The 11,740-nt window shown below is 68.0% G+C and carries 10 protein-coding genes and 1 pseudogene; 7 read left to right on the top strand and 4 right to left on the bottom strand.

The window, feature by feature from the left end; genetic code table 11:
- Positions 1-502: pseudogene (locus tag RMO30_RS07320) on the top strand (ATP-dependent DNA ligase); the annotation flags it as partial.
- Positions 492-668, top strand: a complete 177-nt coding sequence (locus RMO30_RS07315) for a hypothetical protein (protein ID WP_309711393.1) — start codon at positions 492-494, stop codon at positions 666-668. The pseudogene RMO30_RS07320 and the gene RMO30_RS07315, both read left to right, overlap by 11 nt.
- A gap of 83 nt (positions 669-751) precedes the next feature.
- On the opposite strand, the gene RMO30_RS07310 is transcribed toward RMO30_RS07315, so the two are convergent.
- Genes RMO30_RS07310 through RMO30_RS07300 form a run of 3 tightly spaced genes read right to left on the bottom strand, consistent with a single transcriptional unit; the run spans position 752 to position 3,837 of the window.
- On the bottom strand, positions 752-1,585 hold the full coding sequence (locus tag RMO30_RS07310) for a CPBP family intramembrane glutamic endopeptidase (RefSeq protein WP_309711392.1): 834 nt from the start codon (positions 1,583-1,585) through the stop codon (positions 752-754).
- Entirely contained in the window at positions 1,578-3,089 is a 1,512-nt protein-coding gene (locus RMO30_RS07305; RefSeq protein WP_309711389.1) for an aspartate ammonia-lyase, read from the bottom strand. Before RMO30_RS07305 ends, RMO30_RS07310 begins: the two co-directional genes overlap by 8 nt.
- A 16-nt stretch (positions 3,090-3,105) precedes the next feature.
- Positions 3,106-3,837: a ZIP family zinc transporter gene (locus tag RMO30_RS07300; RefSeq protein WP_309711386.1), complete on the bottom strand. Its 732-nt coding sequence runs from the start codon at positions 3,835-3,837 to the stop codon at positions 3,106-3,108.
- Positions 3,838-3,998: 161 nt separating this feature from the next.
- Here RMO30_RS07300 and RMO30_RS07295 point away from each other — a divergent pair, with 161 nt between their 5' ends.
- On the top strand, positions 3,999-4,304 hold the full coding sequence (locus tag RMO30_RS07295) for a hypothetical protein (protein WP_309711384.1): 306 nt from the start codon (positions 3,999-4,001) through the stop codon (positions 4,302-4,304).
- Between the two features lie 156 nt (positions 4,305-4,460).
- On the opposite strand, the gene RMO30_RS07290 is transcribed toward RMO30_RS07295, so the two are convergent.
- On the bottom strand, positions 4,461-6,944 hold the full coding sequence (locus RMO30_RS07290) for a DEAD/DEAH box helicase (protein WP_397427907.1): 2,484 nt from the start codon (positions 6,942-6,944) through the stop codon (positions 4,461-4,463).
- A 167-nt stretch (positions 6,945-7,111) separates the two neighbouring features.
- Between RMO30_RS07290 and RMO30_RS07285 the strand changes: the two genes are divergently transcribed.
- The 4 genes from RMO30_RS07285 to RMO30_RS07270 all read left to right on the top strand — a co-directional run.
- Positions 7,112-8,452, top strand: a complete 1,341-nt coding sequence (locus RMO30_RS07285; RefSeq protein WP_309711379.1) for a DUF2510 domain-containing protein — start codon at positions 7,112-7,114, stop codon at positions 8,450-8,452.
- Positions 8,453-8,588: 136 nt separating this feature from the next.
- On the top strand, positions 8,589-9,641 hold the full coding sequence (locus tag RMO30_RS07280) for a DUF2510 domain-containing protein (protein ID WP_309711376.1): 1,053 nt from the start codon (positions 8,589-8,591) through the stop codon (positions 9,639-9,641).
- Between the two features lie 64 nt (positions 9,642-9,705).
- On the top strand, positions 9,706-10,389 hold the full coding sequence (locus RMO30_RS07275) for a histidine phosphatase family protein (protein ID WP_309711374.1): 684 nt from the start codon (positions 9,706-9,708) through the stop codon (positions 10,387-10,389).
- Positions 10,390-10,441: 52 nt separating this feature from the next.
- A partial coding sequence (locus RMO30_RS07270) for an N-6 DNA methylase (protein WP_309711371.1) occupies positions 10,442-11,740 on the top strand: 1,299 nt, incomplete at its 3' end.

Raw genomic sequence — 11,740 nt, 5'->3', positions numbered from 1 at the left:
CACCGACCTCGACACCGCCGTCGCGACGAGTCGCAAACTCGGGCTCGAAGGCGTCATCGCGAAACGCGCGAGCTCGCCGTACCGGCTGGGTCGTCGCTCCCGGGACTGGCTCAAGATCAAGCACACCCTCACCCAGGAGGTCGTCGTCGCCGGATGGCGGCCCGGCAACGGAGCGCGGTCCGACACCGTCGGGTCGCTTCTCGTCGGAATCCCTGGGCCATCGGGTCTCGCGTACGTGGGCCGAGTCGGCAGCGGATTCACCGACGCTCAGCTGTCCGACCTGCGCACCCGACTGGACCGAATGGCACGGGAGACGAACCCCCTGATCGATGTCCCGTCGGCCGAGGCGAAAGACGCGCACTGGGTCACTCCGAAACTGGTCGGCGAGGTCGAGTACGCCGAGATCACCGCTGACGGCCGCCTGCGTGCCCCCACCTGGCGCGGCTGGCGGCCCGACAAGTCCCCTGAAGAAATCACCTGGGAGGTGCCCGATGGATCGTGATCCCGACAGCCTGGTGTACGAGCCGAACTCGGAGGATGAGCGGATCGAGCCGCTCGAAACCGACGACGACGCTCTACCCCCACCGCCGACCCTCGACCCCGGCGAACGAATCGAGCAGGACGCCGACGACGACGCTCCCGGCTTCGACGACGACCGCCTGGCTTGACCAACCCCTGAGATATCCCATTTGGGATCACGACCATCGTGAGATATCCCAAATGGGATCTCTCACGGCACCCCAGCACGACCTCAGTACAGGAAGAAGATCGGCGCCCACTCGGGGTTGCGGGCGTGCACGATCGCGAGAAAGACGAGCGCGTCGAACAGCAGGTGCACGGCGAGCACGTAGCCGAGCGATCGAGTCTTCGCGAACAGATAGCCCTGAATGAGCGCGAACGGCACCGTGATCAGCGGACCCCACGCGCGATACCCCAGCTCCCAGAGGAACGACACGAAGATCACCGCGGTGAGGATGTTGGCTTGCCAGAGCGGGAAGTGCCGACGTAGCAGCACGAGCACCGTGCAGATGAAGAACAGCTCGTCCCAGGTGCCGACCGCGTTCACCCCCACGAAAAAGCGCAGCACCTCGCCGCCGTCCTCAAGTGGCGGCCAGTTGAGATAGGCGCCCGAGCGGATGAAGTAGAACGGCAGGATCAGGTATCCCAGAAGCGGCACCGCGACGAGGTAACCGATCTCGAGCCGGGTCTTCTTCTCGCGCGACCGCCACGGGAACCGCACGACCCGGCGCCGGTACAGGAATCGGTCGAGCAGGAACGGCACCAGCACCGCGAGCCCGAGCACCAGCCCGATACGGATGAACGACGGCCAGGAGACATCCGCTTCGACGCTCGTCGTCGCGACGATGCCGACGCCGACGCCGATGAGCGCAAGGTCTTTGCCGAGGTCCCGGTCGACGAGCATCGCGGCGATGACCGACGCCGCGAGGAGCGGCACCCCGATCGCGTGCGCCTGCAGCCCGAACAGGAAGAACGCCGACAGCGACACCCCAGCTGCGGGGAGCAGCTTCCACCCCGAGCCGGCAAGAGGTGGGGTTTCGACACGCCCGCTGCGCGGGCTACTCAACCGACGGGTCTTTCACCACGGGGAGGGAGATGCTGCCGGTGGTGGGCACCATGCCGGAGAGCCGTTCGGGCGAGAGCACCTTGAGCACCTCTTCTTCTGACATCAGACCCTGCTCAACCACGAGTTCCGCGATGGACGCGCTGGTGGTGAGCGCGGTGTGCGCGAGGGTCGCCGCCGCCGCGTAGCCGATGTACGGGGTGAGCGCCGTGACGACGCCGACGCTCATGCCCACCTGTTCGCTCAGCCGGGCGGTGTTCGCCTCGATGCCCTCGATGCAGTTCACCCGCAGCGTCGTGCAGGCGTGCGTCATCCAGTCGAGGGACTGCAGGATGCTGTGGGCGATGACCGGTTCGAACGCGTTGAGTTGCAGTTGTCCGGCCTCGGCCGCCGCGGTGACCGTGGCATCCGCCCCAATGACGGCGAACGCGACCTGGTTGACCACCTCGGGGATGACGGGGTTGACCTTGCCGGGCATGATCGACGACCCCGCCTGACGGGCGGGTAGGAAGATCTCGCCGAGCCCCGCCTGCGGACCCGACGACAGCAGGCGCAGGTCGTTGCAGATCTTCGACAGCTTCACCGCCGCCCGCTTGAGGGTTCCGGATGCGGTCATGAAGATGCCGGCGTCGGCCGTCGCCTCGATGAGGTCGGGAGCCGTCTCCTGCGGCATCCCGGTCAGCTCTTCGAGGTGACGACGTACCGCCTCGGCGTAGCGGGGGTCGGCCGTGATTCCCGTGCCGATCGCGGTCGCGCCCATGTTGATCTCGTTGAGCCACGGGATGACTTCCGAGAGCCGGTCGAAGTCTTCGGTGAGGGTGCGGGCGAAGCCGCGGAACTCCTGGCCGAGCGTCATCGGCACGGCATCCTGCAGCTGGGTGCGTCCCACCTTGAGGATGTGTGCGAACTCGCGGCCCTTCGCGGCGAACGCCTCGGTCAGCAGCACATGCTCTTCGAGCAGCTTCTGGATGCCGAACACCATGGCGAGCTTGATGGCGGTCGGGTAGACGTCGTTGGTCGACTGCGACCGGTTGACGTCGTCGATCGGGCTGAGGTGCTCGTATTCGCCCCGACCGTAGCCCATCGTCTCGAGTCCGGCGTTGGCGATCACCTCGTTGGCATTCATGTTGGTGCTCGTACCGGCACCGCCCTGAATGACGCCGACAACGAACTGGTCGTGGAACTCCCCCGCGACGATCCGCGCACACACGGCGTCGATGACGTCGGCCTTCGCGGGGTCGAGCACGCCGATCTCTTTGTTGGCCCGCGCCGACGCCTGTTTCACGAAGGCGAGAGCTCGCAGCAGGCTGGGGTAGTTGGAGATGGCGCGGCGCGAGATCGGGAAGTTCACCAACGCTCGCGCGGTATGGATGCCCCAATAGACGTCTGCCGGGATCTGCATCGATCCCAGCGAGTCGCTCTCGGTTCTGGTGGGCCCGCCGCCGGTCAGCACGCTTGTGGCGGGCTCGGGACCGGTCGTCGGTTGGACAGGCGTGGTTCCCTGCATGGGTCGAGCCTACGTTTCACGGAAGGTGGGAGATAGTGAATGCGACCAGGAATCCGAGCGTTGCCAATAGCCCCGTCGCCGCACGGTCGCGGGCGAAGGCGGTCGGGATCATCGTGTTGCAGACCATCGCGAGGATGCCGCCCGCGGCAATCGTCGTGACGAACGCCGTCAGTTCGGGCGCGGCGTCGCGCAGGAACAGGTAGCCGAGCAGCGCGGCGAGACCCGTGACGGCGACGACGCAGGTCCACACGCCAAAGACGTAGCGCGCCGGGCGACCTGCATCCTTCATCCCCGCCGCACTCGACAGCCCTTCGGGCAGGTTGGCGATCGCGACCGCCAGCAAGATCGGCAGACTCAAGCCTCCGGACGCGGCGACACTCGCACCGAGCACGACCGACTCGGGGATGCCGTCGACGAGCGCGCCGATGAGCAGCGCTGTCCCGCCTGGTTTGTCGTTCTCGCCCCGACGACGACCCCGGGCATCAACCAGCTCGGCCGCGCCGACGTAAAGGAGCGCACCGACGGCGAAACCGAGCACGGTCGGCCACAGTCCGCCGCCGGCGTGGGCTTCCGCGACGAGCTCGTAGGCGAGCGCCGAGATGAGCACCCCGGCCCCGAACGCGGTGATGCCGGCAACCACACCCTGAGGGACGCGCGCGAACCAAGCGATCGCGGCGCCGAGCAGCAACATCGAGCCGGCGACGAGACCACTTCCGGCCGCGGTGAGCGAACCGATGACGGCATCCATCTGGCCAGTGTGGCATTGCCCATCTCGCTATGGGTGGAGGGCCACGAAGGGGTGCGACCCGAAGGGGGAGCCCCCGAAGCGGGGCTTATCCGAGCCCTGCTCACCGCCCTAGTGTCGACAGCAATCGCGATGGGGGTCGCGACCGAGAGGGTCAGAATCCAATGCACTCGTCGCGGGTGCTGGGCGTGGTCGCGTTGACAGCGATCCTCGTCGCAGCCATCAGCTTCGCCGTCGTCGATGTCACCATCGCGGGCGGCTGCGGCACGGCCCCGTGCAACTCAGGCATCCCGATCGTCGCCATCACCTTCGCCGCTCTCGGCTGCCTCGCCGCACTGGTGAGCGTGATTCCCGCCGTCAGTTGGATCGTCGCGGCGATTCGCACGGCACGGGCGGCGAGCCACGAAGATGACCACGAGCTGGCCCGAGCTGTGCGGGCGCGTCCCGTCTACCAGGACGAGGAACTCTGATGCCCCTCTCGACGAGCGGTGCACACTGTATGGCGCGGACCCCGCGTGAGGGCGGGGGCGCTTTCGCGCCGCCGCCGCGGTCCCAGCGCCGCGCGCCGTCCCGGCGCGCGGGTCACGGTCGGCACGCTCTCAACCACAGAGGCGCAGGCGTGATCCTCAATCGAGCCGGCCGACACTCCGCACTCTGACGACCGCTTCACCCGACTCTGCTGACGCGGCGAGGTCGACCTCGGCGGTGATTCCCCAGTCGTGATGCCCTTCGGGATCGTCGAGGATCTGCCGCACGACCCAGCGCTCCGGTTCCTCGTCGATCAGGAGACGTGCGACGCTGCGGGCATCCGGTCCGGTACCGATCTCATCGTGTTCGGCGTAGTAGGCGTCGAGCGCCTCGGCCCACGGCACGCCCGGGTCGAGGGCACGCAGCTCGTCATCCCGTTGGAGCGCCGCTGCCTGCACGCGCCGCCACAGGGCGTTCCGCACGAGAACGAGGAAGGCGCGGCGATTGGTGACGACACTCGTCGGCGGTGGCGGCAGCACGGGCTTGTCGCCCACCACGAGTTCGGCGGGGTTCTGCAGCGCCGTCCACTCGTCGAGCAGACTCGAGTCGACCTGGCGCACGAGTTCGCCCAACCACTCGATCAGATCGTGGAGTTCCTCGGTCTTGAGCTCGTCGGGAATCGTCTGCCGCGCCGCCCGGTACGCGTCGGAGAGGTAGCGCAGCACGAGCCCTTCGCTGCGGCCGAGTTGGTAGAACGCGACGTAGTCCGAGAACGACATCGCGCGCTCGTAGAGGTCGCGCACGACCGACTTCGGCGAGAGCTCAAAGTCACGCACCCACGGCTGCGAGGCGGCGAACGTCTCGAAGGACTGCTCGAGCAGCTCGTCGAGCGGCTTCGGCCAGGTGACCGCTTCGAGCAACTCCATCCGTTCGTCGAACTCGATCCCGTCGGCCTTCATCGCCGCGACCGCCTCGCCGCGCGCCTTGAACTGCTGCTGCGACAGGATCGGTCGCGGATCGTCGAGGGTCGCCTCGAGGATGCTGATCATGTCGAGCGCATACGTCGGCTGTTCGGTGTCGAGTAGCTCGAAGGCGGCGAGCGCGAACGGTGAGAGCGGCTGATTGAGCGCAAAGTTCGGTTGTAGGTCGACGGTGAGCTGAGGGATGCCATCGCGCACCTCGACGACGCCGGCCGCGGTGAGCGTGCGGTAGATCCCGAGCGCGCGCCGGGCCAACTCGCGCTGGCGGGCGATCGGCTCGTGGTTGTCGAAGACCAGTGCACGCACGTTCTGGAACGCGTCGCCCCCCTCCCGCCCGATCACGTTGATCAGCATCGCCGCGGTGATCTGCATGGACGACGTGAGGGTTTCGGGATCGGCGGCGATGAGCCGCTCGAACGACGCCGGACCCCAGGAGACGAAGCCCTCGGGGGCGCGCTTCTTCGGCCCCTGCTTCTTGCCCCGGGCTTCGGCCTTGACGGCAGCGATGGCATTCTCGATCTCGTGCTCGGGCGCTTCGGCGACGACCTCACCCGCGGTGTCGAATCCAGCTCGCCCAGCTCGTCCGGCGATCTGGTGGAACTCCCGCGCCGACAGCTGTCGCATCTTCACGCCGTCGAACTTGGTGAGCGCCGTCAGCAGCACGGTGCGGATGGGCACGTTGATGCCGACGCCGAGGGTGTCGGTGCCGCAGATCACGCGCAGCATCCCGAGTTGGGCGAGCTGTTCGACGAGCCTCCGGTACTTCGGCAGCATCCCGGCGTGGTGAACGCCGATGCCGGCCCGCACCAGTTTCGACAGCGTCGCCCCGAAGCCCGGCGAGAACCGGAACCCGCCGATCTCCGCAGCGATCAGGTCGCGCTGCTCGCGGGTGGCGACCCGCGCCGAGAGCAGCGCCTGCGCGCGCTCGACGGCCGCGGCCTGCGCGAAGTGCACGATGTACACCGGCGCCAGCTTCTCCTCCAAGAGCGACTCGACCGTCTCGTGAACCGGCGTCGTGAGGTAGCGGTAGTGCAGCGGCACCGGACGCTCGACGCCGGTGACATGAGCGACCTCGCGGCCGGTGCGGCGCTCCAGGTCGGCAGAGATGTCGGTGAGGTCGCCGAGCGTCGCCGACATGAGCACGAACCGCGCCCGGTTCAGCGACAGAAGCGGCACCTGCCAGGCCCAGCCGCGCTGCGGGTCGGCGTAGAAGTGGAACTCGTCGGCGATGACGACATCCACTTTCGTCTCAGCACCCTCGCGCAGGGCGAGATTCGCCAAGATCTCGGCGGTGCAACAGATGATCGGCGCATCGGGGTTGACGCTCGAGTCGCCCGTCACCATTCCGACGTTCTCGGGGCCGAACACCTCGACCAGCGCGAAGAACTTCTCGCTCACCAGCGCCTTCAACGGAGCCGTATAGAAGGAACGCTGTCCCTGTGCGAGAGCCGCAGCATGTGCCGCGATCGCGACGAGCGACTTTCCCGTGCCCGTCGGGGTTGACAGCACCAGGTGCCGTTCGAGCACGAGCTCGAGCACCGCCTCCTCCTGCGCCGGGTACAGCCGCAAGCCCCGCGAACGCGCCCACTCGTCAAACGCCTGCACGAAGACATCCGGATCCCATGGCGTCGGCAGCGCGGCGACCAGCGCCGTGCTGTGCATCGACGAGGTGGGCAGCATGGGTCGAGTCTGCCGTGTCCCTCGGGCTGGGGCCGCCCTGTCCCCACCTCGGGGTGGGTGACACGGGTACCCCGATTCCGCATCACGCCTTAGAATCGGCTGGGAATCCTGTTCTCTGCAGGGTCGTAGGGCGTGAGGAGCGTGCTGTCGTGTCAGACGACGACGTCCGCGTCCCCGCGGGTTGGTACCCGGATCCGCTCGGTCTACCGCAGCTGCGGTGGTGGGACAACCACTCCTGGACCGAGCACACCTCGGATGCCCGCCAGCCCATGGTTGCCGACTCGATGACCGCGCAGCCGGTCCAAGCCCAGCCGTTGCAGGCCCAACCGATGCACGCGCAAGCCGCCGCATCGCCGCGCCTGGCGTTCGCCGACGACCGACCCTTCGCCGACGACCTCGCCGACTTCGCCGACCTCGAGTCCACGCATCCCGTGCACGACCTCGTTGAACCGTCGACAGCGACCGACGTCACCAATCTGCCGTCGCGCCGCACCCTGCGCGATGCCGAGCGGATCGCCCACGACGACGACGCAGTGCACGACCTCACCGGCGAGAACGCCCGATTCGGCGAACCGCTCCCCGAGCTCGAAGCACCCGCCCGCGGCAACCACGTCGTCGCCGAACCGTCACCCGCCGTGCGTTACGCGACCGCGGCCGGCATCGACGACGCGCCGCGCTCGATGCGCTACGACCTCGACGAACGCCACGAAGACCTTCTCGGCGAACCCTCGATCCCGCGGTCGGCGTTCGCACACGCCACCTCGTCGACGACAACCTTCATCCCCGACTACCCGGCCGAATTCGGGACCCAGACCCAGACCCAGGCCGGGTCGTCGCACGCGCACGGCAGCCATCGAGCACGGCTCACCCACGCACCCCACACGAGCACCGTCCCCGGCTGGCTGCTGACGCTCATCCCCGTCTACATGCTGCTCGTCGGCATGATCATCCTGCTCAGCGGCGCCCAAGCCGCGTACGCCCAGATCAACACCGGCATCGTGCTCGGGGTGCCGTGGCTCGTCGGCATCGTCCTCGCGGTCATCGACTACCGAAACCTGAAGTCGGGTGGCATGCAGTCGCCCGCGCACTGGGCGTGGGCACTTCTCGGAGCGCCCAGCTACCTCGTCGCGCGGCTCGTCGCGACGGTGCGTGAAACCGGCACCGGCTTCGGTCCGGTGCTCACCTACCTCGTCCTCACGCTCTTCATGGGCGGTGCCGTGGTCGCCGTGCCGGGTCTGGTGATGGAACTCGCCCCCGCCTTCTTCTCAGTCGAAGCCGAACGGTCGGTGACGGCCGACGCCCGCTCGCTCGGCGCGGAACTCACGATCGACTGCCCCGAGACTCCCCCGCTGCTCCTGCAGCAGTCCTTCACCTGCCGGGCCGTGAACAACGAAGGCCGCAGTTTCGACGTTCTCGTCAGCCTCCAGCGCGCCAACGGCTGGATCGAGTGGCGCGTCGACAACTGGGGCGTCTTCACCATGGGGTCTTGACACACCCAAACGGGGTGATGAGACACACAGCCCCGATCCCTAGACTGGGCCCACCCCTAGTACCACCCGTTTCACCGCACCTGCACCTCCCTTCGCATTCGTCCCCCAGACGTTCCCGCCCCGAAGGAGTATGGCTTTGACCGACCAAGCGATCCGTGTGGTGCCTGCAGGCTGGTATGAAGACCCTGCATCGAGCGCCCATGTGCGCTGGTGGAACGGTCTCGCCTGGACCGAGCACACCACCCTCAAGCCCACGCCGACTCCGCAAGCGGTGCCGATGGCGGCCTCGTATGGCGACTACGGCGACGGATTCGGCAACCGCCGCTACGGCGACAGTTACTCGGGCCAGCAGACCGGAGGCGCCGGTGCTGACCAGGTCAGCACGGCAACCGGCTCGACGCAGACCCCGGAGACTCTCGCGCGCATCGCCGAGGCCCGTGAGCTGGAACGTCAGTACGGCATCAGCACCGCCGAAAATGACATCATCATGCGGTCCGCCACTCAGGGCGACGACGCGTCCACTTCGGGTTCGTCGGGTTCCACCACCTCGGACTACCGCCCCTGGAACGCCGAACCCGAACCGGAGTACGAAGAGCCCGGCACCGCCACCGCATCATCGTGGTTCATCGCCCTCTGGCCGCTGTTCACCCTCGCCGCAGCCGCCACGGCCGGGTACCTCGCCTTCTATGTCATGCCAGAACCGGCCGTGTCGGGCATCCCCGTCGTCGCCGCGATCGTCATCGTGCCGACGCTGCTCACGCTCATCTGGGCGGCGACGGATGCCCGCAAACTCCGGTCGCTCGGACACCGCCCGGCCAGCCCGGCGCTCGCCCTGCTCGGACCGCTCATCTACCTGATCGCCCGACGCGCGCGCGTCGCCGGATCCGGACCCCTGGTGACCCTCATCATCCTCACCCTGCTTGCCGTGGGTGCACCGGTCGCTGCCTTCATGGGCGGGTACGCGGGGCCGGTCACTAAGGCTTTGGAGATTCAGCAGACGATTTACGCCGACCTCGTCGGCAGCGGCGAACTCGCGTCGGTCAGCTGTGACGCCTTCATCGCCAACCCGGTCCGGGGTGCGCTGTACACCTGCAATGGGGTGCTGCCCGATGGCACCGCGAAAACCATCTGGGTGAGCATCGACACCGAGGAGGGTGACTTCTCATACGCCCTCGCTGTGCGGGACTAGACCAACACTCCTCGGTCTCCCACTCAGGATGGCGCCAGTCGGCGCGCCGTAGGCTGAGCGGGCTATGCGAATCCTTCTCGTCCGCCACGGTCAGACTCCCGCCAATGTGCGCGGCACCCTCGACACCGCGGCACCGGGCCCCGGCCTGACCGAACTCGGCACCCGCCAAGCCGAAGCCGTCGTCGAAGCGCTCGGCCACGAAACGATCGCCGCCATCTACGTCTCGAAGCTGGTGCGCACCCACGAGACGGCGGCACCGCTCGCCGCCGCGCTCGGGCTCACCCCGATCGAACTGGCGGGAACCCACGAGATCGAAGCGGGCGACGTCGAGGGCCGTAGCGACCATGACGCGGTGCGCACCTACATGACCACCGTGTTCGCCTGGGGGTGGGGCGACCCCTCCCCCGTGATGCCGGGCGGCCCCGACGGCCACGACTTCTTCGCGCGCTTCGACGAATCGATCGAGCGGATCGCGGCCGAGCATCCCGACGACGCGACGATCGTCGTGGTGAGCCACGGTGCCGCCATCCGTGTCTGGACGGGTGCCCGCGTCGGCAACCTGGGCGACGGGTTCACCGCCGACAACCACCTCGACAACACGGGCATCGTCGTCATCGAAGGCTCCCCCGACACCGGCTGGACGGCACTGTCCTGGGGCGGAATGCCGGTCGGCGGCGAACGACTCACCGACCCGGCCGCCGACGACCCCACCGGCGACTCGCTCGAGGCCGCCCTCGACGACCGCTGAGAGCTCGGCGCGCATCCCTGAGACGTCGGCGGTGGCGCCTACCCTCTCAACTGTGACCCGTCGGATTCTCCACGCTCGCGCGGAGCTCGTCGCCGAAGGCATCGACCGCCTCGGCATCGAGACGTTCTGGCACTCCCTCGTCGCGGCACACGTCACCCGGGTCTCCGGCCCGGCGATGTCGGCGGTGTTGAGCGACCTCCCCGAGCGCGGCCGCCAGGTGACCGACGACCTCATCGAGGGCCTCACCATCAGCGAGATCAACGTGCTCTACGAGTTCTCGCTCGCCCACGTCGACCGCTCGAGCCGCAAGTCGAGCGGCCAATTCTTCACACCCGACGATGTCGCCCGCTTCCTCGCCACCCGAGCTGCCGCTCTGCCTGAAGGCACCTGGATCGACCCGTGCTGCGGAATCGGCAACCTCTCCTACTGGCTCGCCCACGAGCAGCGCGACCCCCGACGGTTTCTCGCCGAACGGCTCGTGCTCGTCGATCGCGACCCGCTCGCCCTCACCATCGCCCGGGCCCTCCTCGCCACCGAGTTCGCGCTCGACGCCGCGCAGTACCGGGCGCTGCTCGATCGATCGCGGGTCGCCGACGCGCTCACCGACGAGCTACCCGGCTTCGACTACGCCCTCATGAACCCGCCGTACGTGGTCGTGCCCCGCGACGACCGGTTCACCGAGTCGGCAGATTCGCGCGACCTCTACGCCTACTTCCTCGAGCGGATGCTCACCCTCGGGCGCCGTGGCATCGTCGCGATCACGCCTCAGAGCTTCACGTCGGGGCGCAAGTTCGCGGGACTCCGCCGGTTGCTCGTGCGCCGACTCGAGACGATGGATGTCTACTGCTTCGACAATGTGCCCGACAACGTGTTCCGTGGGGTGAAGTTCGGGTCACAGAACACCAACCGGGTGAACTCGACGCGCGCCGCGGTGTTGGTGGGTCTCGCCGGTTCGGCCGACGCGCCACGCCGCCACCGCATCACCCCCCTGCTGCGCTGGCGCGCCCACGAACGGGCCGACCTGTTCGAGGCCGCCGACGACTTTCTCGCCGCGTTGCAGCCTGACGAAGATCGTGCCTTTCCGAAGGTCGGTGCCGCCCTCGTTCCGCTCCATCGGGCGATGCTCGAATGCGACACGACGGTGCGCGACCTCACCGTCACCGGCCCGACGGTGTATCCCCTTGATGTGCCGGTCACCCCGCGCTACTTCCTCTCGGCGGTGAAACGCGTGCTCGATCGTGGGCACGTGCACCGGCTGTACTTTCCGACCCCCGAGGCTCGGGATCGCGCGGCGATCGTGCTCAACTCGTCGCTCGCCTACTGGTGGTGGCGGGCCTACGAAGGCGGAATC

This window comes from Pseudolysinimonas sp., from assembly GCF_031389465.1.
Lineage (GTDB): Bacteria > Actinomycetota > Actinomycetes > Actinomycetales > Microbacteriaceae > Pseudolysinimonas_A.
The sequence above is the reverse complement of the archived record's forward strand: the minus strand, read 5'-3'. Positions and strand labels throughout refer to the sequence as shown.